This is a genomic window from Acidobacteriota bacterium (assembly GCA_018268895.1).
Classification (GTDB): Bacteria; Acidobacteriota; Terriglobia; order Terriglobales; family Acidobacteriaceae; genus Edaphobacter.
In genome coordinates, this window is the sequence record JAFDVP010000001.1 from 455,868 (window position 1) to 478,391 (window position 22,524).

28 protein-coding genes are annotated in these 22,524 nt (G+C 60.0%); 13 read left to right on the top strand and 15 right to left on the bottom strand.

What is annotated here, in order from left to right:
- Positions 1-64 precede the first annotated feature (64 nt).
- Both JSS95_01980 and JSS95_01985 read left to right on the top strand, forming a co-directional pair.
- On the top strand, positions 65-1,054 hold the full coding sequence (locus tag JSS95_01980; protein MBS1798574.1) for a phosphoesterase: 990 nt from the start codon (positions 65-67) through the stop codon (positions 1,052-1,054).
- Positions 1,055-1,102: 48 nt separating this feature from the next.
- On the top strand, positions 1,103-1,258 hold the full coding sequence (locus tag JSS95_01985) for a hypothetical protein (GenBank protein ID MBS1798575.1): 156 nt from the start codon (positions 1,103-1,105) through the stop codon (positions 1,256-1,258).
- 211 nt (positions 1,259-1,469) lie between these two features.
- On the opposite strand, the gene rseP is transcribed toward JSS95_01985, so the two are convergent.
- Genes rseP through JSS95_02000 form a run of 3 tightly spaced genes read right to left on the bottom strand, consistent with a single transcriptional unit; the run spans position 1,470 to position 4,932 of the window.
- Positions 1,470-2,822 (bottom strand): RIP metalloprotease RseP, encoded by a 1,353-nt coding sequence (rseP, locus tag JSS95_01990; protein MBS1798576.1) that lies wholly within the window; start codon positions 2,820-2,822, stop codon positions 1,470-1,472.
- A gap of 34 nt (positions 2,823-2,856) precedes the next feature.
- Positions 2,857-4,044 (bottom strand): 1-deoxy-D-xylulose-5-phosphate reductoisomerase, encoded by a 1,188-nt coding sequence (locus JSS95_01995; GenBank protein MBS1798577.1) that lies wholly within the window; start codon positions 4,042-4,044, stop codon positions 2,857-2,859.
- 24 nt (positions 4,045-4,068) lie between these two features.
- Positions 4,069-4,932, bottom strand: a complete 864-nt coding sequence (locus tag JSS95_02000; protein ID MBS1798578.1) for a CDP-archaeol synthase — start codon at positions 4,930-4,932, stop codon at positions 4,069-4,071.
- A gap of 86 nt (positions 4,933-5,018) precedes the next feature.
- On the opposite strand from JSS95_02000, the gene JSS95_02005 reads away from it, so the two are divergent.
- Both JSS95_02005 and JSS95_02010 read left to right on the top strand, forming a co-directional pair.
- Entirely contained in the window at positions 5,019-5,624 is a 606-nt protein-coding gene (locus JSS95_02005; GenBank protein MBS1798579.1) for a PadR family transcriptional regulator, read from the top strand.
- Complete coding sequence (locus tag JSS95_02010; GenBank protein MBS1798580.1) at positions 5,625-5,882, top strand: DUF3861 domain-containing protein; 258 nt, start codon at positions 5,625-5,627, stop codon at positions 5,880-5,882.
- A 162-nt stretch (positions 5,883-6,044) separates the two neighbouring features.
- On the opposite strand, the gene JSS95_02015 is transcribed toward JSS95_02010, so the two are convergent.
- Positions 6,045-6,962, bottom strand: coding sequence for an isoprenyl transferase (locus tag JSS95_02015; protein ID MBS1798581.1), 918 nt, complete (start codon positions 6,960-6,962; stop codon positions 6,045-6,047).
- A 152-nt stretch (positions 6,963-7,114) separates the two neighbouring features.
- On the bottom strand, positions 7,115-7,648 hold the full coding sequence (locus JSS95_02020; protein ID MBS1798582.1) for a helix-turn-helix transcriptional regulator: 534 nt from the start codon (positions 7,646-7,648) through the stop codon (positions 7,115-7,117).
- Positions 7,649-7,866: 218 nt separating this feature from the next.
- On the opposite strand from JSS95_02020, the gene JSS95_02025 reads away from it, so the two are divergent.
- On the top strand, positions 7,867-8,472 hold the full coding sequence (locus JSS95_02025) for an HD domain-containing protein (GenBank protein MBS1798583.1): 606 nt from the start codon (positions 7,867-7,869) through the stop codon (positions 8,470-8,472).
- Here the strand turns inward: JSS95_02025 and JSS95_02030 are convergent.
- Together JSS95_02030 and pncA are read right to left on the bottom strand one after the other, a co-directional pair.
- Entirely contained in the window at positions 8,469-8,987 is a 519-nt protein-coding gene (locus JSS95_02030) for a hypothetical protein (GenBank protein MBS1798584.1), read from the bottom strand. The two genes, JSS95_02025 and JSS95_02030, sit on opposite strands and share 4 nt — an antisense overlap.
- Positions 8,984-9,628: a bifunctional nicotinamidase/pyrazinamidase gene (pncA, locus tag JSS95_02035; GenBank protein ID MBS1798585.1), complete on the bottom strand. Its 645-nt coding sequence runs from the start codon at positions 9,626-9,628 to the stop codon at positions 8,984-8,986. The genes JSS95_02030 and pncA overlap by 4 nt, the downstream gene beginning before the upstream one ends.
- Positions 9,629-9,716: 88 nt before the next feature.
- Between pncA and JSS95_02040 the strand changes: the two genes are divergently transcribed.
- Entirely contained in the window at positions 9,717-10,385 is a 669-nt protein-coding gene (locus JSS95_02040; protein ID MBS1798586.1) for a hypothetical protein, read from the top strand.
- Here the strand turns inward: JSS95_02040 and JSS95_02045 are convergent.
- The gene (locus JSS95_02045) at positions 10,369-10,833 is read right to left on the bottom strand and encodes a hypothetical protein (protein MBS1798587.1); all 465 of its coding nucleotides are present in this window, start codon (positions 10,831-10,833) and stop codon (positions 10,369-10,371) included. The two genes, JSS95_02040 and JSS95_02045, sit on opposite strands and share 17 nt — an antisense overlap.
- 129 nt (positions 10,834-10,962) lie before the next feature.
- On the opposite strand from JSS95_02045, the gene JSS95_02050 reads away from it, so the two are divergent.
- Genes JSS95_02050 through JSS95_02075 form a run of 6 tightly spaced genes read left to right on the top strand, consistent with a single transcriptional unit; the run spans position 10,963 to position 16,053 of the window.
- Entirely contained in the window at positions 10,963-12,753 is a 1,791-nt protein-coding gene (locus JSS95_02050) for an acyl-CoA carboxylase subunit beta (GenBank protein ID MBS1798588.1), read from the top strand.
- Positions 12,754-12,777: 24 nt separating this feature from the next.
- On the top strand, positions 12,778-13,068 hold the full coding sequence (locus JSS95_02055) for a hypothetical protein (protein ID MBS1798589.1): 291 nt from the start codon (positions 12,778-12,780) through the stop codon (positions 13,066-13,068).
- A 20-nt stretch (positions 13,069-13,088) separates the two neighbouring features.
- Positions 13,089-13,961, top strand: coding sequence for a hydroxymethylglutaryl-CoA lyase (locus tag JSS95_02060; GenBank protein MBS1798590.1), 873 nt, complete (start codon positions 13,089-13,091; stop codon positions 13,959-13,961).
- Positions 13,962-14,002: 41 nt separating this feature from the next.
- Positions 14,003-14,782: an enoyl-CoA hydratase/isomerase family protein gene (locus tag JSS95_02065; GenBank protein ID MBS1798591.1), complete on the top strand. Its 780-nt coding sequence runs from the start codon at positions 14,003-14,005 to the stop codon at positions 14,780-14,782.
- 45 nt (positions 14,783-14,827) lie between these two features.
- On the top strand, positions 14,828-15,265 hold the full coding sequence (locus tag JSS95_02070; protein MBS1798592.1) for an acyl-CoA thioesterase: 438 nt from the start codon (positions 14,828-14,830) through the stop codon (positions 15,263-15,265).
- Between the two features lie 50 nt (positions 15,266-15,315).
- On the top strand, positions 15,316-16,053 hold the full coding sequence (locus tag JSS95_02075; protein ID MBS1798593.1) for an SDR family oxidoreductase: 738 nt from the start codon (positions 15,316-15,318) through the stop codon (positions 16,051-16,053).
- On the opposite strand, the gene JSS95_02080 is transcribed toward JSS95_02075, so the two are convergent.
- The 4 genes from JSS95_02080 to cyaY all read right to left on the bottom strand — a co-directional run bounded on the left by JSS95_02080 (position 16,043) and on the right by cyaY (position 19,419).
- Positions 16,043-16,459, bottom strand: a complete 417-nt coding sequence (locus JSS95_02080) for a cobalamin B12-binding domain-containing protein (protein MBS1798594.1) — start codon at positions 16,457-16,459, stop codon at positions 16,043-16,045. The genes JSS95_02075 and JSS95_02080 overlap by 11 nt on opposite strands.
- 17 nt (positions 16,460-16,476) lie before the next feature.
- Positions 16,477-18,102: a M28 family peptidase gene (locus tag JSS95_02085; GenBank protein ID MBS1798595.1), complete on the bottom strand. Its 1,626-nt coding sequence runs from the start codon at positions 18,100-18,102 to the stop codon at positions 16,477-16,479.
- Positions 18,103-18,111: 9 nt separating this feature from the next.
- The gene (locus JSS95_02090) at positions 18,112-18,897 is read right to left on the bottom strand and encodes a glycosyltransferase family 2 protein (protein ID MBS1798596.1); all 786 of its coding nucleotides are present in this window, start codon (positions 18,895-18,897) and stop codon (positions 18,112-18,114) included.
- Between the two features lie 177 nt (positions 18,898-19,074).
- Positions 19,075-19,419, bottom strand: a complete 345-nt coding sequence (cyaY, locus tag JSS95_02095; protein MBS1798597.1) for an iron donor protein CyaY — start codon at positions 19,417-19,419, stop codon at positions 19,075-19,077.
- A 136-nt stretch (positions 19,420-19,555) separates the two neighbouring features.
- On the opposite strand from cyaY, the gene JSS95_02100 reads away from it, so the two are divergent.
- Complete coding sequence (locus JSS95_02100) at positions 19,556-20,401, top strand: transporter (protein ID MBS1798598.1); 846 nt, start codon at positions 19,556-19,558, stop codon at positions 20,399-20,401.
- A 6-nt stretch (positions 20,402-20,407) separates the two neighbouring features.
- On the opposite strand, the gene JSS95_02105 is transcribed toward JSS95_02100, so the two are convergent.
- The 3 genes from JSS95_02105 to JSS95_02115 form a co-directional block, all read right to left on the bottom strand.
- Entirely contained in the window at positions 20,408-21,655 is a 1,248-nt protein-coding gene (locus tag JSS95_02105; protein ID MBS1798599.1) for an amidohydrolase/deacetylase family metallohydrolase, read from the bottom strand.
- A gap of 112 nt (positions 21,656-21,767) precedes the next feature.
- Positions 21,768-22,238: a single-stranded DNA-binding protein gene (ssb, locus tag JSS95_02110; protein MBS1798600.1), complete on the bottom strand. Its 471-nt coding sequence runs from the start codon at positions 22,236-22,238 to the stop codon at positions 21,768-21,770.
- Between the two features lie 56 nt (positions 22,239-22,294).
- Positions 22,295-22,519 carry a hypothetical protein gene (locus tag JSS95_02115; GenBank protein ID MBS1798601.1) on the bottom strand — a complete coding sequence of 75 codons (225 nt, stop codon included), beginning with the start codon at positions 22,517-22,519 and terminating at the stop codon, positions 22,295-22,297.
- Positions 22,520-22,524 lie beyond the last annotated feature (5 nt).

Sequence of the window (22,524 nt, forward strand, 5' to 3'; positions counted from 1 at the left end):
GGTGGGATATGCTAGAGGCTTCGAGTGCGAGAGAAAAGACGCTCGCTGACAGGAGCTTCACGGTTTGGATTGCAGAGTTTTCTATCACGACAAGTGTTTCGACGGAGCCTGCTCGGCTTCAGTATTTACCCGCTTTCACCGTGAGTGCGTGAAGACGGCGTCGACGTTTTCCTACCATGGCCTGGTGCATCGCGCGGGAGCTCTCTTCAACGAGAGCGACTTCATCGACGGCGACAATGCGATCGTCGACTTCAAGTACTCCACTTCGAAGAAGGTGACATGGTGGTTCGATCACCACCTGAGCGCGTTCCTGACTCCTGAAGACCAGGCTGACTTTGAGCGCGGACAGGCCAACGGCTCCCAGGCGATGCGGAAGTTCTACGACGCGACCTACACCTCGTGCACGGGGCTGATCATGGATGTCGCCGCACAGAAGTTCGGCTTCCGCACCGAGGGGCTTGAAGAGCTGCGCTACTGGGCAGACATCGTCGATGGAGCGAAGTATGAGAACGCTAAGGCTGCCGTTGAGATGGCTGCTCCCGCGATGAAGCTGACGGCGGTGATTGAGAGCACGCAGGACGATACGTTGGTGAAGCGCCTGATTCCTCTGCTCACGGAGATGCCACTGCAAGAGGTGCTCGATCAGTCGTTTGTGCAGGAATTGCTGGGGCCCTTGATGGAACGCCACTGGGCGGGGCTGGAACTGATCAAGTCCCGGGCGTCTCTCGACAGGGGCGTGATTGCCTTCGACATCACCGACCATCCCACGGAGGGCTACAACAAGTTCATCCCGTACTACCTGTTTCCTGAGGGAACGTACAACGTGGGGCTCAGCAAGTCGTCTTTCCGGACGAAGGTCGCTGTGGGGACGAATCCCTGGACCAGGCTCTCTGAGAAGAAACTGGCGAACCTGGCGGAGATCTGCGAGCGTTACGGTGGCGGCGGGCACGCGCGTGTGGGAGCGGTCAGCTTTCCACCCGACCGTGAAGACGACGCACGCAAGGCTGCCGGAGAGATTGCCGTCGAACTGCGAGCCCGAGAAATATCCGTCTGAGCAACCGCAGAAGGATTACAGTTCTCTGAGATGGAAGAGGGCTGTACCATGAATCCTGTGATTTGGGGCGGTGTGGTGGTTCTTCTCCTGATCTTTGTCTTTGCCATCACGATGGGCAAGACCAGGTGGGGTCGCTCGGAGCTGGATAAACAACCGGGCACTCCCGGTAGTAAAGGTCGCGTGAGCGGCGGAGACGACGACTAGGCAACAGTCTATTGCTGCTTGCAAAAGATAGTGGACTGCCATCAAGCGCTAAAGTCCCCTACTACACCAGCCTGGGTCGCGGCCGCAGGGTTGAAGCCAGTATTGCGCGATATGAGGGCTGAAGGCCCGCTCCATGGCTTTGTGAACACAGATGCAAAAGCAAAGCGGTCAGCGAAGATACCCTCGCTGACCGCTTTTATGCTGGCTCAAATCAGGGTCTGAGCTTCGCGAACAAACCCAACTTGCTGATGTCGTTGAAGATCACCATCGCCGCGAAGACCAGGATGCAGACAAACGCAACCTGGTAGACGCGCTCCTTGAGCTGCTGGTTCAGGTCGCGGCGCAGCAGGGACTCCACCAACAGGAAGAGGATCATTCCACCGTCGAGGATCGGGATCGGCAGCAGGTTGAAGATACCGAGGTTGATAGAGATGTACGCCATCAGTCCAATGATGGGCATCCAGCCCGGCATCGAAGCGGCCTGGTGAATCTGCTGTCCAATACCGATGGGGCCGGAGAGCGAGCGCACCGAGACCTGGCGGGTGAACATCCGCTTCATGACCTCGATGATCAGCAACGAGCCCTTCTTGTTGTACTCCCACGAGGCAGCGACGGCCTTGGTGAAGGGAAGCCGTTCGATCTTGACTGGAGGCTGCACGGGCCGGAAGCCCATCTGGTAGTACTTCGTTCCATCGCCGGCATCGCCGAGAACGGGAGTGAGATGCATCGGAATCAAGGTGCCGTTTCGATTGATCATGAGCGAAACGGGTTTGCCGGCGGTGTCCTGCAGGTAAGCCAGCAGGGCTGAGACGGAGTGAAGCTGGAGGCCGTCGATGGTCTGGATCTTGTCACCCGGTTGCATCCCCGCGCGAGCCGCCGGCAGACTCTCCTCACCGGAGAGGTTGTTTACCTGGACAGGCCCATTCTGCATCTTGGGGATCAGGCCGAGCTTATCGAGCGAGAAGTTGTCAGCGCCGCCTTTGGACTCGACGAAGAGCTTGGTGTCGACCCGCTGGCCGTCGTGCATGTAAGAGAAAGCGACGTTCTGGTTGATGTTCAGCAGCGATCGAATGGCGACCTGGTCCCAGGTCGGGTTCTCGACGGTGTCGTAGTGGACGATGAGATCGCCGGATTTTATGCCCGTCTGTGAGGCCGGAGTACTGACCGGGATGTAGTCGGTGAGCGCGAGGCTCGAGATGTACTCCTGCACCTCGTTGTGCAACATGGAGACGCCGGTCATCAGGCCGAGGGCAAGAATAAAGTTGGCGAAGGGGCCAGCCAGCGCGACGAGGATACGCTGCCACCGTGGATGGGCGTTGAAGTCGCCGGGGTCGGTTGGGGCTTCGCCGGGATTGTCGCCGGACATCTTGACGTAACCGCCGAGCGGCAGCAGCGAAAGGCGGTAGTCGGTATCTCCGCGTTTGAAGCCGAAGAGTCGCTTGCCGAAGCCGATGGAGAAGGTTTCAACACGGATTCCGCAGAGCTTTGCCACGGCAAAGTGGCCGAACTCGTGGACAAGAACCATGATGCCGAGCACGATGCCTAGCTGAATGATGGTGGACATAAAAGGGAGTAGGAACCTCGTTTACCTGTGCGGCTTATCGTACACCGGTGAGCTGATGGGCAATCACATTACGCGCAGTAGTTCGCGCAGCAATATCCGCTTCGAGAACCTCATGGATAGACGTTGGACGGCCACCCGGCGTTTGCATCAGCACCTGCTCTATTGTACGTGGAATGCCGAGGAAGGGGATACGCCCTTCGAGGAATGCCGCGACGGCGATCTCATCTGCTGCATTCAAAGCGATACAGGCTTTTCCACCGGCCTCGGCGGACTCATAGGCGAGCCGCAGGCAGGGGAAGCGGACGAGGTCGGGAGCGGAGAAGTCCAGTTGGCTCAACGCGGCGAGGTCGAAGTGCAGACCTGGGGCAGAGGAGGCATCGACCCGCTCAGGGTAGGCCAGAGCATAGAGGATCGGCAGCCGCATGTCCGTCACAGAGATCTGCGCCAGGATGCTGCCGTCGATGAACTCCACCAGCGAGTGAACCGTCGACTGCGGGTGGATGGTGACGCGGACCTCGGCAGGTGGGAGAGAGAAGAGGCGGCAGGCCTCGATCACCTCGAAGCCCTTGTTCATCATCGTCGCCGAGTCGATGGTGATGCGCTGTCCCATCACCCACGTCGGATGCTTGAGCGCCTGCGCCGGGGTGATGTGTTCAAAGTCGGCCAGCGGAGTATTGCGGAAGGGACCACCTGAAGCCGTAAGCCATATCTGCCGGACCTCGGCAGGAGTCCCCCCCCTCATGCACTGGTGGACGGCGTTGTGCTCGGAGTCGATGGGGAGCAGCGCAACGTTGTGCTCCTTCGCCGCTGCCATGATCAGTTCACCGGCGGCGACCAGGCACTCCTTGTTGGCGAGGCCGATGGTCTTGCCTGCTTTGACTGCCGCATAGGTGGCTTCAAGGCCGGCGACTCCGACGATGGCGGAGACGACGAAGTCGACTTCAGAGAGCGTAGCGACGAGGACTGTACCGGCGGTGCCGTAGACGACTTCAATACCGCTAATACCGGCGGCCTTCAAACGCAATTGCAGCTTTGCCGCGAGCTCCTCGGTAGCGATAGAGATAACCTGCGGATGCCAGCGCTCACACTGGGCAAATGCTACGTCGACATTCCGGCCAGCCGCCAGCGCAATGGGCTTGTAACGGTCGGGGAAGGATTCGCAGATGGAAAGAGTAGAGGTACCGATGGAGCCGGTCGAACCGAGGATGGCGAGCTTTTTCACGTGATCTATTTTCTCAGATGGCAGTTAGAAACGCCCGAGCCCCAAATAGTCCTTGATCACAAGAGCGAACCAGAGCACCGGTGCGGCCAGCAGCAGGGCATCGATGCGGTCGAGGATGCCTCCGTGGCCGGGAAGCATGGTGCCAGAGTCTTTCACTCCTGCGCCGCGCTTTATGGCGGATTCCAGCAGATCGCCGAGTTGGGCGGCGATGTTCAGCACAGCTGCGAGAACGAGTGTCTGCCAGACCGGTTCGGTGATGTGCAGTATCAGGTTGCCACGTGCTGTGAGTACGTCGCCGATCCAGATGACGAGTCCTGCGGCGGCGATGCTGCCTGCGATGGAGGCAATGGACCCCTCCCACGTCTTGCCGGGGCTCAGGCGGGGGGCGAGCTTGTGCTTGCCGAAGGCCTTACCAATGTAGAGCGCGGCGATGTCGCCTGCCCACACGCAGACCATCAGGAAGACGACGAGCGCGGGGCCGTTCTCCTGCTTCCAGAGCAGAGGAACGAGCGTGAGGGGGTAGGCGATCCAGATCAGACCGAATAACCCCTGCGCAGTATCGGGCAGAACCTGAATGAGGGGGGCGCGGAATCCGTTCCACGCAAAAAGAATCAGGGTGAGCCCGCTGAGGACGGGAAGCTGTGCGTCGACGGGGAAGTTGGGAAGGGTAACGATGAAGGCGATTGCGGTAGCGATGGCCATCCACCAGACCGGGATACGCAGGTGCGCTCCATTTGCTTCTGCTCCGACGGCGGCCAGCTTGAGGTACTCATAGACGGCTAGCTCGGCGACGATGGCGGCGGCCAGGGTAATCATCCAAAGCTGGCCGAAGAAGATCAGCGCAAAGACGGCAACGATCAGAACGGTGGCGGTGAGGATTCGCTTCATGAAGATTCAGACAAGTATATCTGTGGATGGGAGAGACATTAAATCACTCTTGACATATAAAGATATATCTTGATACTTTCTAAAACATGAGATACCAATATCAACATGAACACTTTAGAGGGTTCCGCGGCGGAGAAGACTTCCACGGGATGAAAGAACAACTGCGGGAGAGATTCTGCACAAACTTTGGCGACTTCGGCCGAGGACGGCATGGTGGCAGGGGGGGGAGGGGCCCGTGGGGCGGACGGATGTTCGGCTCGGGCGACCTGCGCTACGTCATCCTGCAACTGATCTCCGAGAAGCCGAGCCACGGATACGAGATCATCAAATCGATCCAGGAGCGCCTGGGCGGAACGTATGCTCCTAGCCCCGGTGTGGTCTACCCCATGCTGACCATGCTCGAGGAGATGGGCCACATCGCCGGTTCTGCCGAAGGCTCGCGCAAGCAATACACCATCACGGAAGAGGGAGCGAAGGCTCTGGCAGAGAACAAGACCATGGTCGATGCGCTGTTCTCCCGGATCGAGAACCTGCGCCAGGAGTATGCGCGCCAGAGGCCGCAGCAGATCGAGCGCGCTGTGGAAAACCTGCGGATGGCGTTGCGGATGAAGATGGGCTCGTTGACGACAGAGCAGATCAACGCCGTCACGGACATCATCGACGCGGCGGCGAAGCAGATAGAGAGGGTATAGATGAACTCGTACCGTTACCGAGTCACGGTGGAAAAGCTGAACGATGCGAAAGGGCAACCCGTGCATGGCGAGAGCCTGAGCTTTTACGCGGCCAACCATGACGACATCCTGGCGATTGTAAAGAGGTTGGAATCGAGGCTTCCGTTCGACGCCGGCACGGCTGCCTCACTTGGCGTCGGCCTGAAGCTGTTTGGCGAGGTGGTGCTCACTCATCGCAACGATCCAATGTTTGCCGCGATAAGTCCTGCGCTTGGTTAGTTTATTCAAGAGTTGAAGCGACAGCTGGAGGGTGCTGGCCAGGTCAATGCGTAGGCAGACCCTGGGATTGGTTGGCGCTCCTGGAGGATACAGGGATTCTTCGCTTCGCTCAGAATGACACCCTCAATAGGTATCGGACACTAGCGGTGGATGTTGTTTAGGCTAGCGGCGGGTGAGTTCGCGCGGTGGGTGCAGTTCATTGGCTATTTCGTTTTCGAGCTCTGAGACGGGCTGCAACGTGTCGATCTTCTCGTCGGAGTTGTCGCTGAGTCCGCCGAAGCGGCGGTCGCGGCGCTGGTAGTCGGCGATGGCCTCGAGCAGATGAACGCCGCGAAAGTCGGGCCAGAGGCGGTCGGTGATGAAGATCTCGGAGTAGGCGATCTGCCAGAGAAGGAAGTTCGAGATACGCTGCTCGCCCGAGGTGCGGATGATCAGGTCGGGGTCGGGCATGCCGGCGGTATAAAGCGCTTTCGAGATGGTCGACTCATCCAGTGAGTCGAGGGCACCGGCACCAAGCAGGTCTTCGACCGAGCAGCCGCGTGTGTGGGCCTCGGTGGTGAGATCGGTCAGGATGCGGCGGACGGCATCGACGATCTCCGAGCGGGCGCCGTAGTTGAGAGCCAGGGTCAGCGTGGTTCCGGTGTTCTTTGCGGTGGACTCCATCGCCCATTGCATGGTCTCCTGAACCTCCTGCGGGAGGTCGTAGGTGCGGCCGATGTAGGACATGCGAACGTTATTGTCGTTCATCCGCTTGACGTTGCCGATCAGGTAGTTCTTAAGCAGCTTCATCAGAAAACTGACCTCGGTCTTGGGGCGGCGGAGGTTGTTTTCGAGTGAAAAAGCGTAGAGGGTGAGGAACGGGAGATTGATGCGCGAGGCCGTCTCCACAACGTACTGGACGCTCTCGGCGCCTTGCTGGTGCCCCAGAAAACGCTTGAGTGCACGCTTGCCTGCCCAGCGCCCGTTGCCATCCATAATGATGGCGATATGCTGCGGAATTCGCGAGAGATCGAGCTGCCGATAGACGGCTTGTTCCTCCTGGGAGAGCTCGTGAACGCGGCTGGGGGACGTGGGGGACAAATCTACCTCTCAAAGCATGACGCTAGCACACCGGGAGGGAGCTTCGCAAAGACAAGACTGTGCAAGAGAAGAGAGAGGCGGAGGGTGCCGCACCCTTCCGCAGATTGCGGTTGGATGCGGCACGGAGGTTATTGTTGCTGCGCGGGTCTTCGCTATGCCGAGCGGCGGCGGCCAGCGGCCAGCTCGCGCACATGGTTCAGGAAGATGGAGCGCTGCAGAGCATCGAGCTGCGAGGTGTAAGCGGCAATCTCGGCGAGGAACGGGTCCGTCATCAGAACAGCCGTCTCGTCGCGGTGGCGCGTGTTCGAGTCGCGCAGCAGGGTGGAGATGTCGACCTGAAGCGCCTTGGCCAGACGGTCGAGCGAGGAGAGGGTCGGCATCGCCTTGCCGTTCTCGATCTTCGAGATGTAGGTGCGCGGCACGTTCATGCGTGCGGCGAGCTGACGCTGCGAGAGATTGCGTACGTGGCGAAGGTCACGAACCGCCGTGGCGACCTGAAGGCCGTCAGGGGAGGGCGTCGTTGCCGGAACGATGGATAGTGGAGCTGCTACCGGCTCGGGCTCTTCGACCTCGAGCGATTTGTGGCAGCGGCGGCACAGCGAGTTTGCTGTGCGGAACTGCACCAGGCTGCAGTGGTCACAGCGCAGGACCTCACGCTGTTCGACGGGTGCCATCATAGTTGCCATAAGTTGTCTTAACGCGGGCGGACCCAGAGCAAGGAACCGCGGCACATGTCCGATAACGGAGCAATGCGATGTGCCTAGAGTGACACTGGGTTACTGGATAGTCAAGAGAAACCCGTTGATTATTAGCACAAAAACCGGTAAAAACCAGAAGCGAACCAAAGTAGTAAAGGCGGGGAGTAGGGAATAGGGTGTAGGGAGTAGAAGGCCGGAGGTTCTGGATGGGCGAAGGGTATGGACGCAGAGCAGCGTTGGCGTTGCTGGAAGAGTGGACGAAGAGCGAGTCGCTACGCAAGCACGGCATGGCGGTGTCGGTGTGCACGGAATCCTACGGCCGTCGCGAGGCCGTGCGGCTTGGGCTGAACGGCGCTGAGGCAGATGCGTTCGTCGAGGCGTACGCCTGCGCCGGGCTGCTGCATGACATGGACTACGAGCGGCATCCTTCGCTGGAAGAGCATCCGTTTGTCGGCGTCAAACACCTGCGCGAGACGGGCTGGCCGGAGCCGGTGCTGAACGCGATCCTTGCGCATGCGGACTACTCCGGCGTGCCGAGGGAGTCGCACCTTGAGCGGGCGCTGTTTGCCTGCGATGAGCTCGCGGGGTTTCTGACGGCGTGTGCTCTGGTGAAACCGACGAAGTCGATTCACGATGTCGAAGTGGCTGGTGTGAAGAAGAAGATGAAGGACAAGGCCTTCGCACGGGCGGTGAAGCGCGAGGATATTACCGGCGGAGCGGAGCTGCTGGGGATTTCGCTTGAGGAGCATCTGGGGAACTGCCTGAAGGCGATGCAGGATAGGGCCGGGGAGTTGGGGCTGGCGGGTAGCTAGTGAGATTTGCAGTGAACACTGATTCCTGCGGCTACAGGTTTACATGCCTGTGTTCTTTGCGAGTCGGGACGATATCCAATCTCTAAGTTTTGGTCGTCTAGCCAACGAACATTTGTATCTTCCCAAGAGCTTGGGCCGAAATAAAAGTAGGCTTCTTCACCATGAAGGCTATTACTTGATCGAATAGTAACGCCGGTAAAATCCCGACCTAAAAATCCGGCTTCATACGTCAGATCTGCTACGTGTTTACGGTCAGGCGATACGAAAAAATGCGGTTTGTCGGTTGAAGTTAGTGAACTGAAAGCGATCCAGAGAGATATGGCTGCTGGTAGCGCCGTAAAAAGACCCAAGCCAAATATTGTTTTCTGCTTCCATCCCGTAGGGAATTTGTTCCGACGAACGAGCAGGAATGTGACCGTTGTGAGCAGTATGGAGATGATGAGAGCCTTCAGTTTCGGCGCGGCAAACATGATCGCCTCTGTCACTTCGACCTCATTAAATTTAGGCCAGATCAATCTCTAATCTCCTCGGCATCGATTCGCATGACACTCGCAGACGCCAACGCTTTTTGCGCAGATGTAATGGAATCAGGCAACCCGACAGCTCGCGTGGCATCTTCGATGACTATGCACTCAAACCCCGCCGCTGTGCCATCAATGGCCGAAGCCCGCACGCAGAAATCATAGGCAAGCCCGCAGATAAACAACCGCTTCAAACCGCGCTCGCGGAGATAACTCGCGAGTCCCGTAGGCGTCGTATGGTCGTCTTCGAGGAAGGCGGAGTAGCTGTCGATCTCGCGGCGGAAGCCCTTGCGCAAAATCAGTTCGGCGTGGGGGATGTGGAGGCCGGGGTGGAGATCGGCTCCCAATGTGCCCTGGACGCAGTGATCGGGCCAGAGGGTCTGGGTGCCGTAGGCGATTTCGGTAGTCTCGAAGGGTTTCTTGCCGGGGTGTGATGAGGCGAAGGAGATATGGCCTGCCGGGTGCCAGTCCTGTGTGAGGATGACGTGCTGGAAGCGGGTGGCGAGGCGATTGATAATGGGGACGACGGCGTCTCCGTCTTTGACTGCCAGTGCGCCGCCGATTCCGTTGATGGGCGGGCAGAAGTCGTTCTGGACGTCGATAACCAGCAGGGCATCAGTGGGTTGGAGCTGCACGGTAACTTAAGTCTGCCACAAATAGGGTATGTCGTAAGCGGTAACGGATTTTCTAGACTGGCGAACGATACTTTGAGGTGCGACCCAGTTGATTGAGACGCTTGAGTTTTCCAGTGTGCAGCCTACAGACGGGTGGCTGAGGCGGCTGTTCTGGCCGAGGATTGCGAACCGGCAGGATGTCGACCTGGTGGGGCAGCAGGGATTCTGGATCTGTTTTGTGGTGGCGACGGCCTGGGGGATTGGGGCGTTCTTTACGGCGCATGCCTCGCTGGGGCTGTTGATTGCGGCTACCTATTTTCTAGGTGCAATGGGTGTCAGGCGATATAGTCTGGCGGCGTCGGTCTTCATGTTTCTTTGCCTGTTTCTCGATCGTGTGGCTTCGCTGGAGGCTTTGTTGCTGGGGGCGCCGGGGGGAGGCAATCCCATGGTAGGCATCACTGCAATTGTGCTGCTGTTCCTGAACATCCGCGCGACGGTGCTTGCGCGGCGCTGGCAGGCACGGAACCGCCCGATGGAGCGGCGTCAGCGGCAGAGGCCGGTGACGCCGCTTGCCGACACGCTGGTCAATGAATGGCCGGGGCTTGTCTGGCCGCGTGCGCGGTATGTGTTTTATCCGCTGGCAACGGTGGTGGTGATGACCTCGTTAAGCGCGATCTTTGGATTGCCGCATATGAAGGCTGAGCTGGAGAGGGTAAGGCCAGCGAGTCCGCGAATGGACGTGGTGCAGCAATCGATGCCGGTTAGGGGTGCTTCTTAGCGCCGCTGGTGTTCTGAATTGTAATGATTCGGATGTCGGTCTGTTTGCATTGCTTGTCTTTGCAGATGCCGCCGATCCAAACCTCGCCTGAGCCGAGCATGGCTCCCCGGGAGTTCACAAACAGGCCTTCGTACTTCTGGTTCTCGATGACATCGGCGATGTGCGGCGTGATGATCCTGTCGTATCCCGCTGTGAATGCTTTGGGGGTGCGTATGCGCTTTGCCGATCTGGTGCGCGGGTTGATCGTGATGGGGTAGCTGACGAGCTCGGCGACGGCAGCGGCGTCGTGCCTCTGGACCGCCTGCTTGAGGTCTGCGAAGAAGGCCTGGAACTTTGCCGGGTCACTGATATTCGCCGCAATCGACTTTTCGATATCTGCATGGCTGTTCTGGCCCTGCGCCGGGGGCAGAACGGAGCAGGCGAACACAGCCAAAGCTGTCAGGCGCATGAACACCTTCATTGATCCTCAAACCCCCCTTCGCAAAGCCGTCACAGCATAGGTTACATGGCAGAAGTAGGTTGAAGCGCGCGTAAAGACTAAGATGCTATGCTGACGAGTCTTACGCGGGTGGTGGCGATGGCAGGGGAGGCGAAGTTGGAGGGCAGTCTCGAGTCGAAGCTGGATACAAAGTCGGCGCGGTTTATTTCAAATCGTGCGGCGTTGATGACGCTGTTGGGTGGTATGCGCGAGCAGGAGTCGGCGATCCGTCAGGGTGGCGGCAAAAAGGCGGCCGAGGCGCAACGGGCCAAGGGACGCCTCACCGTGCGCGAGCGGTTGGCGCTGCTGCTCGATCCTGTGGACGAAAGTGTGTCGAATCCACCGTTCGCAAAGAGCGCGAAGGATGGGGCACCCGGGCTGTTGTTGCCGAACTTTCTGGAGCTTGGTCTTTGGGCTGCGCATGGGATGTATGAGGAGTTTGGTGGTGCACCAGGGGCGGGAGTTGTTACCGGACTGGGACGAGTGAGCGGGAAGTTGTGCATGATCGTGGCCAACGACGCCACGGTTAAGGCAGGCGCGTTCTTCCCGATGACGGCGAAGAAGGTGCTGCGTTCGCAGACGATTGCTCTGGAAAACCGCATCCCGACGCTTTACCTCGTCGATTCGGCGGGGGTGTTTCTGCCGCTGCAGGAGGATGTGTTTCCGGACCAGGACGACTTCGGGAGGGTGTTTCGCAACAACGCTGTAATGAGCTCGCAGGGAATTCCGCAGATTACGGCGATCATGGGCATGTGCGTTGCGGGCGGGGCGTATCTGCCGGTGATGACGGACACGGTGCTGATGACGGAGGGTTCTGGGCTGTTTCTTGCAGGGCCTTCACTGGTGCAGGCGGCGATCGGGCAGAAGACTGGCGCCGAAGAGTTGGGCGGAGCGGCGATGCACGCCGAGATCTCCGGCACGGTCGACTTCAAGGAGGCGAACGACCACCTGTGCATCGCGCGGCTGCGGTCGCTGGTGGAGAAGATCGGCGAGCGGCCGGGTGCTCCGTTCAGCGTGGTGCCGTATGACGCAGCGAAGGATGCTCCGCGGTATGCGGCGGAAGATCTGTACGGGCTGATCGATCCCGATCCGGCGAAGGCGGCGACGAATGTGTATGACATGCGCGATGTGATTGCGCGGATTGTGGATCGTTCGGAGTTCGATGAGTACAAGGCGGAGTTTGGGCGGACATTGCTCTGCGGCTATGCGCGGATCGGCGGGCGTGCGGTGGGGATCGTCGCCAACCAGAAGGTGCATCAGCAGCAGACGGTGGCGATGGGGCCGCAGGCGGGGTCGAAGCGGACGGAGTTTGGCGGCGTGATCTACACGGAGAGCGCGCAGAAGGCTGCCCGCTTCATCATGGACTGCAACCAGAACCTCATCCCGCTGGTCTTTCTGCACGACGTCAACGGCTTTATGGTGGGCAAGGATGCGGAGTGGAGCGGGATTATTCGCGCGGGGGCGAAGATGGTGTCGGCCGTGAGTACGAGCGTGGTGCCGAAGATCACGGTGATTGTCGGCGGCAGCTTTGGCGCGGGGCACTATGCGATGTGCGGGAAGGCGTACGATCCGCGGTTTATCTTTGCGTGGCCGACGGCTCGGTATGCGGTGATGAGTGGGGCTTCGGCGGCGAATACTTTGGTCGAAGTACGTGTGAAGCAGATGGAGCGTGGTGGCAAGCATCTGTCGGAGGAGGAGAAGAAGGCGATCTACGAGGAGATTAAAGCCACGTATGATGCGCAGGCCGATCCGAGATATGGCGCGGCGCGGATGTGGGTGGATGCGATCATTGATCCGGCGAAGACTCGTGAGGTACTGATGACGGCTCTGGAGGCTTGTGCGCTGAATCCGGAGGTGGCGAGGTTTAATCCGGGGGTGTTGCAGACGTGAGAAATGAGCTTGAGGAGAGAATGTATGGATCGTGTAATCAATGGAAGAGTTGCGAATGAGTCAGACGTACATCCCAATGGAGCAATTTTCTATATCCCTGATGATCGCAGCGTACCCTATTCATTCGGTCGCGAGCTTCCTGTAAGCGTCACAATTAAGTCGAATGATTCTGAGAGTCTTCCACCTGAAGGTACGGTTGTGCATATTCTTCAGGCTGAACAGGCGGGCGACGGCTCAGTCTTACTGGGTTTTGTTCACGAACATAACGACTATGTTTGTATGCTCGAAGATGTAGAGGTTTTGCCCAGCACATAGAAAGCGTAGCTGCAGAAGGGATTTTGGTTGTGGTGAAGATTATTGAATGTCCGCGTGACGCCTGGCAGGGACTGCCGGTGCATATCTCTGCCGAAGTCAAGGCGGACTACCTGCGCGTGTTGATTGCGGCGGGGTTCAAGCATATCGATGCGGTTAGCTTTGTTTCGGCGGGTGCGGTGCCGCAGATGGCTGACTCGGAGAAGGTGCTGGAGTATCTTGATCCGCCGGATGATGTGGAGATCATCGGCATTGTGGTGAACGCCAAGGGGGCGGAGCGCGCGATCAAGACGGGGTCGGTGCAGACGCTGGGGTTTCCTTACTCGATCTCGCCGGGGTTTTTGCAGCGGAATCAGAACCAGACGCCGGAGGAGTCGCTGGAGGCGCTGGAGCGCGTGGGCGAGATGGCGTACAAGGCGGGGCTTGATTTGGTGGCGTACATCTCGATGGCGTTCGGGAATCCTTACGGCGATGCCTGGTCGATCGACGAGATCGTCGACGCCTGCGATCTGCTGATCGACTCTGGCGTGAAGCAGATATCGCTCGCCGACACGGTAGGCATGGCGACGCCGAAGCTCGTCGCCGATGTTGTGAGCGATGTGATGGCAGTGCACGACGGCATTGAGATCGGCGTCCATCTGCATTCGCGTTATGAAGGTGCAAGTGAGCTGGTACGGGCGGCTTACAATGCAGGCTGCCGGCGGTTCGACGCGGCGATCGGTGGGCTTGGCGGGTGCCCTTTCGCACAGGATGTTCTGGTGGGCAACCTTCCCACAGAGTTGGTGTTGGAGGAGTTACGCGCCCTTGGCGCCGAGCTTCCACCTATGCGTCCGCTGGACGGTCTGCAATCGGCGACCTCCGAGATCGCGCGCAGGTTCGGAGCGAAGATGCAGTAAAGCAGGGAGCAGGTGTAGGGGATAGGGAGTAGAGAGCGACCATGAGCTACAAGACGATCCTGGTAAGCGAAGTCGACGGCGTGAAGACGATCATGCTGAACCGGCCTGAGCGGCGCAACGCCATGACCCCTGAGATGCAGGACGAGCTGATCGCCGCGCTCGAGAAGGCGGCGGTGGGGCACTGCCGCGTGGTCGTGCTGACGGGGGCGGGCGAGGCCTTTTGCGCGGGGCTCGACATGGTGCACCTGCGCGCCATCGCCGACAAGTCTCTCTCCGAGCATGTGGCCGACGCCGAGCGCGTCGCGCGGCTCTTTCGCACATTGTACGAGCTGCCCAAGCCCACGATCGCAGTGGTCCACGGCGCGGCCATCGCCGGAGGCACCGGCCTTGCGACGATCTGCGACTTCACGCTCGCCGCTCCCGGCGTGAAGTTCGGCTTCACCGAGGTGAAGATCGGCTTCGTGCCGGCGCTGGTCTCGGCGTTCCTTGCGCTACAGGTCGGTGACAAGCGCTCGCGCGACCTGCTGCTGACGGGACGCCTGTTCACCTCCGAGGAGGCTGAGCGGCTGGGCCTGGTCAATCATGTCTACCACGCCGAGGAGCTTGCCGACCGCGCCAGCGCTCTGGCCGCCTGCCTGAAGACCAACAGTCCGCAGTCAATGGCAGCGACCAAGCGGCTGATGGCGACGCAGAACCGCGCCTGGCTCGATGCGGCCATCGCGCACGCACTGACGGCGAACGCCGAGGCCCGCGCCATGCACGATTTCCGCGAGGGCGTGACGGCATTTCTCGAAAAGCGCAAACCAGTGTGGAGCGAGTAATTTCCTGCGCTCTCCCCGCCTCACTCAGTTCGATAAACTTGAAGCATGAGTGAATCGACTGTGAGCAAGCCCATGATCGCCGAGGCGCGCGTCCGCGTCCGCTATGCGGAGACCGATCAGATGGGCGTGGTCTACCACGCCAACTACCTCATCTGGTTCGAAGTAGGCCGCGTGGAGTTTATCCGCAGCCTGGGCCTGGACTATAAGACGATGGAGCGCGAGGACGGCGTCGGCATCGCTGTCGTCGACGTGTCGGCACGGTTCAAGTCTCCCGCCCGCTACGACGATGAGCTGGTCATCCAGACGCGCCTGCTCGCAGCCCGCGGCGCAGTCGTCAAGTTTGGCTACAAGATCGTCCGTGCAGCGGACGAGGCGTTGTTGTGCGAGGGCGAGACGTCGCATGTTGTTGTCGGCAGGGACATGAAAAGATCGCGGTTGCCGGAGAAATATGCGAAGCGTTTTGCCCAGGTGCTCATCTCATAATCAAATACTCATCGAACGATTGCAGGACAATCGAACGGGAAGGCGGCACTATGAGCACAGCAAAGAAGGTTGCACTGATCTCGGGAGCAAACAAGGGGATCGGCTTTGAAACCGCGCGCCAGCTTGGCAAGCAGGGAGTTACGGTCATCCTCGGAGCGCGCGATCTTGCCAAAGGCGAAGCTGCGGCGGCCACGCTGAAGAAAGAGGGAATCGACGGAAGGGCGGTGAAGCTCGATGTCGTCGACGCGGCGGATGTGAAGACAGTCGCGGCTCAAATCGCCAAGGAGTTTGGCAAGCTCGACATTCTCGTCAACAACGCAGGCGTGATGTTCGAGCCGATCGGCGGAAACAACTCGAGCACGATCTCCGAGGAGACGCTTCGCAAGACCTTCGACACAAACTTCTTCTCGGTGATCGCGGTCACGAATGCGCTTCTACCGCTTCTGAAGAAGAGCGACGCGGGCCGCATCGTCAATGTCTCGAGCATCCTCGGCTCGCTCACGCTCCATGCAACGGAGGGATCGCCGATCTACGAGGCGAAGGCCCTGGCCTACGATGCTTCCAAGGCCGCGCAGAATGCTTACACGATCCATCTTGCGCACGAGCTGAAGGGCACGAAGATCAAGGTCAACTCGGCGCATCCCGGCTGGGTGAAGACCGACATGGGGACCGACGCCGCTCCGATGAACGTCGTCGACGGCGCGAAGACCGAGGTCGAGCTCGCGACGCTCGGGCCCGATGGGCCGACGGGCGGCTTCTTCCACCTGGGCGAAGCGATCAGTTGGTAAGCAGTCTGCGCGGCTTCACGTTTTCGCGGATGAACTGGATCGTCGTCTCAAGCGGCGTGCCGGGGCCAAAGATGGCCGCGACGCCGCTCTCCTTCAGGCGAGGGAAGTCCCCTTCGGGAACCGTGCCGCCCAGCACAAGCAGAATGTCCTCGGCGTGCTGCTCGCGCAGCAGCGCGGCGATGCGCGGCACGATCACGTTGTGCGCGCCGGAGAGGATCGACAGCCCGATGCAGTCGACGTCCTCCTGCACGGCCGCCGAGACGATCATCTCCGGCGTCTGCCGCAGGCCGGTGTAGATCACCTCCATGCCTGCGTCGCGCAGCGCGCGCGCGATCACCTTCGCTCCGCGGTCGTGGCCGTCGAGGCCGGGCTTGGCGACAAGAACGCGAATAGGAGGCTTCGTCATTCGCTCGTGAGTATACGTCAGGGCTGTGCCGGTGTTACAGGTGCCCCGGCGGCGACAAAGGGAACTGCCTCCCCGGAGTTCGCGAGCTCCGCCACCGACCGGAAGACGAGCTGAACGATGCGCGTCGTCTTGGGGTAGTTGATCCTGTCCCACGTGTCGTTGTCGGTGTGATAGTCCGGGTGCAGCCCGGTCTGGAACTCCACTTGCGGAATGTGCAGCGTGGCGAACCAGAAGTGATCGCTGCGCGACCACAGCGAATCGGGATCGACGGCGTCCATCTTGTAGTCGAGCTTCAGCGCCTCGGCCTTGTTGTTGCGATCGATGATGCGGCGCAGCGCAGGATTGTAGCGCGTGCCCAGCACGTTGACCGTGTTGCGATTGTGATCGGCAGGAGTAGGCCAGTTGGCGTCGTCCTCATCGCGGCCGATCATGTCCAGGTTGATCGTCGCGACCGTCTGGCTCAGCGGAACCACCGGATGCGTCACGTAGTAGTACGATCCCAGGAAGATGCGTTCCTCCGCATCGTAGGCGACGAACAGCACGCTGCGCTTCGGGCGAATGTTCCCATTCACCAGCGCGCGCGCCACGCCGAGGATGCCCGCCACGCCCGAGGCGTTGTCGTCCGCGCCATAGTAGATATGCCCGCCGGATTCGCCCATATGGTCGTGGTGCGCGGTCACGATGATTGTCTCCGCGTTCAGCTTCGGATCGGAGCCTTCGAGCATCGCGACGACGTTGCGGCCCCTGCGCGTCTCCATGCCGGTGAAAGCCTTTGTTACACAAGCCGATGCCTGCGGTATCTCGAACGATGCGGGCGCGAGCGACCGGTCGATTTCTTCCTGCAGCGCGTCTGTCGTTTTGCCTGAGGGAGCAAGCAGCTCGTCTGCGACCTCGCGCTTGATGAGCAGCGCGGGGATGTCCCACATCTCGCCCGCAAGTGCGTAGGAGGTGGTCGCTGCCGGGCGCGGAGACGTCGGCGGGATCGGCTTCACGACGCGAGGCACGCGGTCCTGGATCATCAGGATTCCCGCTGCGCCGCGTTTGCGCAGCTCCTCCAGCTTGTGCCACTGGAAGGCGTGGTAGGTGTCGAGCGTGCCCATAAACTTTGAGTGCGGGTCGTTGGCCTGCGGTTCGCGAACGAAGACCAGCGCAACCTTGCCCTTCACGTCGACGTTGCTGAAGTCGTTGTAGCCGTACTCCGGCGCGTCGATGCCGTAACCTGCAAATACAACCGGGCCGCAGGCTTTGCCGGGATGGATGCTCTGCCGGACCGTCTGAACGCCGGGGCCCAGTTTGAAGGTATGCTCCGTGCCGTTAATGGTTGCGCTTAGCCCTGTGTGGTCGCGGTCCCACTCGCCGGTGACGATGTCCATGCTCTGGAAGAACGTGCCGTTGTCGCCCATGGGCTTCAGGCCCAGGCGCATGAACTCCGACGCGATGAACTCGGTGGCGATGCGGTCTTCAGGGCTGGTTGTATTGCGTCCGGCCAGCGCATCGGAGGCGAGGAAGTAGATGTCGGCGCGAAGGTCCTGCTCGCGGATGAGACTGGCGGCGCGGTCGATCGTCTGGCTGAGGGCAGGTTGCGGTGCCGCGAGCAGAACAAGTGAGAACAGTGCTATAGGTGCGGTTGCTGAAAAGCGCATACAGAGAGACTACCTCTTGCGCGCGATCTGCCATGCCTTCGAGTATTTCCAACTCGTATACGTCGAGTGATACAGGTGCAGCAGCAGCCCCTCGCGCCCGTCGAGGAATCCGCCGCGAAAGAAGAAGTTCCACACAAAGGTGAACGAAGGAATGAGGAAGATGTTGTTGAAGAAGGCAAACAGCGACCTGCCCGTCTTGCCCTTGTCGAGAACAATCTGCGCGCCGAGCGTGCTGTAGCGGTCCATATGCTCGATGTAGCTCTCGATCGTCGGATAGGCGTGGTGGACCAAGTCATGCTCCAGCGTCTCCAGCCTGCCCTCAAACGCCATCGTCTCGTGCACCGGGCGCTCGGTAAACCGCGCGGGAGGCGCGAAGTTCGCCGAGTGGCGGCGGAAGAGTCGCAGCTTTGGATCGGGGTAGTAGCCGCCATGGCGAATCCAGCGGCCCAGAAAGATATTGCGGCGGCGTAGAAGGTAGGCGTCGGCGGAAGGGCTGCCCTTCAGCAGGGCGGCGATCTCACGCTGTAGCTCCGGGGTCAGTTCCTCATCGGCGTCGAGCGACAAGACCCACGTTCCCGAGCACTTTTCGATGGCGTAGTTCTTCTGTTGCGCGAAGCCCTTCCAGGGTTCGAAGATAACGCGCGCGCCATATTCGCGAGCGATCTCAAGCGTGCGGTCGGTTGAGCCGGAGTCGACCACAACGACTTCGTCGGCGAACTGGACGCTGGCAAGCGTCCGCGCAAGGTTCTCTTCTTCATTCAGGGTGATGATCGCGACCGATAGCTTTGGCTGCATGGTTTCGGTGCGTGTGCTCCCCGCAGTCGCAGGTTGGCGAGAATCGGATGCGAGAAGCATAAGCCCTGACGTGGCCCCCGTTCAGGCGAGGTAATAGAGGGATTGTGACACATTTACAGGAATTGTCGAGCCAAAAAGACTCTCGATGGTCGAATTCTATACGCGTTTCTTGCTGCGCTAAGACAACGTGATGCTGTCGTCGCCGAGGTGCTCGCGGAGCAGCCGCTCCGTCAACGTCCGCAAATCTTCGCCGGTCTTCGCGAGACGAAAGACGTCATTGGACCAGTCGAGTTTGAAGCTGGTGGTTAGGGCCGAGATCCATATTTGCCGCACTGGGGTATTGGGGGTAAAGACAAACTTGCTTCCGTCGTGCTCGAACACTACGTTCAGCACGCCGTTCTTCTCTTCGGTTTCGAAGGGGATCTCCTCAGCCACACTCTGTTCCTCCGCACGGATCAGCGACTGTTTCAGAGATTCAAGGGCGCGGTCGGACTCACGGCGAAAGGTGACTTCATCAAGCATGAACTTAGTGTAGCCGGTCGCGTATGGCGCCACCAGAGCGCGGCGTCCGGTAAAATCGATGAAGAGTGAGCTTGGACGCCAATGATCCTTGGCCGCGTGATTTCGAGAAGAAGCAACGGGATAGAAGGAGCATTTTTTGCGCAGGACTCTATTACTGTTGACCGTTCTCGGTCTCGCTCCGTTCAACGCCACCGCAGAGGGCAACGCCGTCGAGAAGTTTGGCAAGGCATGGCAGGCTCGCGCCACCAGGACCCAGGCCGAACAGCCGAAGTGGGCGGTTCCCATGTACTCGCCGTTCCCCATGGTGGCGCAGGTCTTCCGGCTGGACTACACGAGGCAGCGTGTTGCCGGCGGGTACGACAACTGGAACATCGGTGGAAACAAGGGCTTCAACTTCATTCCCTTTGCGCGGACGCAGATCGATGTCTTCTTTCCTGGCTACATTCTGCACGGCGCCAGCCCCTCCGAAGACGGATTCGCCGACACGAACATTATCGGCAAGTATCGTTTTGCCGCTGCCAATGAGAAGCAGGGCAATTACGCCGTCAGCGGAGCCATAAGTATTCATATTCCGACCGGAAGCTATAAAAACGGCGCCCCAAGCACCATCCTGACGCCGACGGTCATGGGCGGCAAGGGCTTCGGAAAGCTCGCGTTGTTCAGCAGCGTGGGCGTCGCTTTGCCGGCTTCAGGCACGGCTACTTCAGGCCGGACCATTCATTGGAATACGGTGGCCCAATATAAGACAGGCAAGTACCTCACGCCCGAGCTCGAGCTGAACTCGAACACATGGGTCGGAGGCACACGCGACGGAAAGACGCAGATGTTTCTTTCGCCAGGCCTGCTCAGCAAGATTCCGTTGCGGCCAAAGGACCCCGCCAGCCGCCTCAGTTTGATCTTCGGCGTCGCCTTTCAGACGTCAGTCACCAGCTACCACACCCACAACCGCGGCCTGGCGGTGACGACGCGCTTCGGCTTTTGAGGCTGCTCACCGCGTCGCATACTTCAGATGCCCCGTGCGCCAGGGAACAGCCGTCCGCGCGTTCAGGTCGAAGACCACCTTGCCCGCGCGGACCGTCATCTCCGGCACGATCCGCTCCGTGCCATCGACCTTCCCTCCTGCGAGATCGGCGTAGCCGAAGCTGCCGCGATCCACACGCAGAACCGCGATATCTGCGACGGAGCCTACGGCGATCTGGCCAAGCTCTGGATGACCGATCTCGGTTGCCGGGTTGGTCGTCGACTCGCGAATCACCTCGGGCAAAGGAATGCCCAGCGCAAGCATCTTGCTCATGACGTTGGGTAGGTTCAGCATTACTCCCGTGGCCGACGCCACGTGCAAGTCGGTCGAGATCGAGTCCGGGAAGAAGCCGCCCTTCACCATCGGCTCGGCGAGCGCGAAGTTGAATGAGCCACCTCCGTGGCCCACGTCGAACTTCACGCCGCGTCTGCGCGCGTCCAGCATGTATGGCGCGGGCTTGCCCTCCGGCGTCAGCAGCGGCGCGGGCATGCGGAAGACGTGCGTGCTGATGTCCCCCGGACGCAGGATCGTCGAAACCATCGTCTCGTACGACTTGTTGTCGAACCAGCCGAAGTCGACCATCACCGGAAGATGGTTGCGATTGCCCGCCGCGACGGCCTTCTCGACCGAAATGAAGTTCGGCTGCTGCCAGTGCGCGGTCTTGATGCCGACGATGATGTCCTTGTTCTGCTCGATCACCTTCGAGAGCGCGTCGAGGTCCATGTCGTGCTCATTCTGCTCGGCCACATCGTCGCTGTTGGCCATCCCCGCGCCCACGATGTTGACGAAGGCGAAGACCCGCGTCTTCGCGTTGTCGATCACGCGGCGGCGAAACTCGGCGAAGTCACGCCAGCCGGAAGACCCGGCGTCGGCTACCGTCGTAACGCCGTAGGGAACGGACATCACATCTGCGGGGACGGAGAGGTCTCCATTGCCCCAGGCATTGTGGCGCAAGCCGGTGAAGACGTGCACGTGAATATCGACAAGGCCTGGCGTGAGATAGAGGCCCGTGATGTCGACGGATTGTTTCGCCGCGTCAGCGGGAATAGACGGCTCAATGGCCGCGATCTTGCCGTCGCGAATGGCAACATCGCGTTTCGCATCGACGTTGTTTCTGGGGTCAATGACGTGGCCATTGCGAAGCACGAGATCGAACTGCTGCGCGTTTGCAGTGAGGGTGCAGGCGACAACGCCCGCAATCAGGATGCGGAACATAGTTGGGAGTATAGAGAAGTGATGCGGAGGATGTCTTCGTGAAGAGGAACCTCGGCCCATCCTGTCTACCAGAGAAACTGTTCAATGGAGTTGAGGATGGGCCGGGTAAGGCCTAGAAGGGGATATCGTCGTCGGTGATGCCCTGGTCTGCGTATTCGGTTTGCGAAGAAGGTGTGCGCTGGTCGTAGCTCGCCGTATTCGATTTTGAGTAGCCGCCGCCTGAGCTGGATCCTTCGCCGCGTCCAGGGCCGCCGCCGAGCAGGCTCAGCTCATTGACCAGAATCTCGGTCTTGTACTTCTTCTGGCCAGACTCTTTGTCGTCCCACGAGCGGGTCTGGATCTTGCCTTCGATAAAGAGCTGCGTGCCCTTCTTGACGTAGTCGCGCACGATCTCGGCGGTGCGATTGAAGGCGACAAGGTTGTGCCATTCCGTTTTGTCGACCCAGTTGCCGGTTTGGTCCTTGGCGCGATCGGCCGTGGCGAGCGAGAAGCTGGCGACGGTCGTGCCGCCGGCCGTGGAACGAATCTCGGGGTCTTTGCCGACGTTGCCGAGAAGAAGAACTTTATTGACGCCTTTTGCCATTGCGGATGCTCCAGTGTCGTTCAGGTGTAGAAGCTGAGAATAGCAGAACGGAGCCGCTACCGGCGGCGGTCGGCTAAGAGCTTCATCAGGGCCAGAATCAGCGTCAGGGTCCCCGTCGGCAGGCATCCCAGGGCCAGCACCAGCGCCAGCCAGCCGGAGTTGGTATGCGGTCCTTGGCGGCCGATGCCTCCGAAGATCGTCATCGTCGCCGCGACAGCCAGTATGCCAGTGCCTAAGATCGTCAGTCCGCTGCGGAGAAGTTTTTGCGTATCAGGCTGCATGAAGT

What these genes read in the sequence shown, in the direction of transcription:
- JSS95_01985 (MBS1798575.1), top strand. Translation starts at nt 1,103, where the DNA reads ATGAATCCTGTGATTTGGGGCGGTGTGGTGGTTCTTCTCCTGATCTTT.
- rseP (MBS1798576.1), bottom strand. Translation starts at nt 2,822, where the DNA reads ATGTCCACCATCATTCAGCTAGGCATCGTGCTCGGCATCATGGTTCTT.
- JSS95_02000 (MBS1798578.1), bottom strand. Translation starts at nt 4,932, where the DNA reads ATGAAGCGAATCCTCACCGCCACCGTTCTGATCGTTGCCGTCTTTGCG.
- JSS95_02005 (MBS1798579.1), top strand. Translation starts at nt 5,019, where the DNA reads ATGAGATACCAATATCAACATGAACACTTTAGAGGGTTCCGCGGCGGA.
- JSS95_02010 (MBS1798580.1), top strand. Translation starts at nt 5,625, where the DNA reads ATGAACTCGTACCGTTACCGAGTCACGGTGGAAAAGCTGAACGATGCG.
- JSS95_02020 (MBS1798582.1), bottom strand. Translation starts at nt 7,648, where the DNA reads ATGGCAACTATGATGGCACCCGTCGAACAGCGTGAGGTCCTGCGCTGT.
- JSS95_02025 (MBS1798583.1), top strand. Translation starts at nt 7,867, where the DNA reads ATGGGCGAAGGGTATGGACGCAGAGCAGCGTTGGCGTTGCTGGAAGAG.
- JSS95_02045 (MBS1798587.1), bottom strand. Translation starts at nt 10,833, where the DNA reads ATGCGCCTGACAGCTTTGGCTGTGTTCGCCTGCTCCGTTCTGCCCCCG.
- JSS95_02050 (MBS1798588.1), top strand. Translation starts at nt 10,963, where the DNA reads ATGGCAGGGGAGGCGAAGTTGGAGGGCAGTCTCGAGTCGAAGCTGGAT.
- JSS95_02055 (MBS1798589.1), top strand. Translation starts at nt 12,778, where the DNA reads ATGGATCGTGTAATCAATGGAAGAGTTGCGAATGAGTCAGACGTACAT.
- JSS95_02065 (MBS1798591.1), top strand. Translation starts at nt 14,003, where the DNA reads ATGAGCTACAAGACGATCCTGGTAAGCGAAGTCGACGGCGTGAAGACG.
- JSS95_02070 (MBS1798592.1), top strand. Translation starts at nt 14,828, where the DNA reads ATGAGTGAATCGACTGTGAGCAAGCCCATGATCGCCGAGGCGCGCGTC.
- JSS95_02075 (MBS1798593.1), top strand. Translation starts at nt 15,316, where the DNA reads ATGAGCACAGCAAAGAAGGTTGCACTGATCTCGGGAGCAAACAAGGGG.
- JSS95_02080 (MBS1798594.1), bottom strand. Translation starts at nt 16,459, where the DNA reads ATGACGAAGCCTCCTATTCGCGTTCTTGTCGCCAAGCCCGGCCTCGAC.
- JSS95_02085 (MBS1798595.1), bottom strand. Translation starts at nt 18,102, where the DNA reads ATGCGCTTTTCAGCAACCGCACCTATAGCACTGTTCTCACTTGTTCTG.
- JSS95_02090 (MBS1798596.1), bottom strand. Translation starts at nt 18,897, where the DNA reads ATGCAGCCAAAGCTATCGGTCGCGATCATCACCCTGAATGAAGAAGAG.
- cyaY (MBS1798597.1), bottom strand. Translation starts at nt 19,419, where the DNA reads ATGCTTGATGAAGTCACCTTTCGCCGTGAGTCCGACCGCGCCCTTGAA.
- JSS95_02105 (MBS1798599.1), bottom strand. Translation starts at nt 21,655, where the DNA reads ATGTTCCGCATCCTGATTGCGGGCGTTGTCGCCTGCACCCTCACTGCA.
- ssb (MBS1798600.1), bottom strand. Translation starts at nt 22,238, where the DNA reads ATGGCAAAAGGCGTCAATAAAGTTCTTCTTCTCGGCAACGTCGGCAAA.
- JSS95_02115 (MBS1798601.1), bottom strand. Translation starts at nt 22,519, where the DNA reads ATGCAGCCTGATACGCAAAAACTTCTCCGCAGCGGACTGACGATCTTA.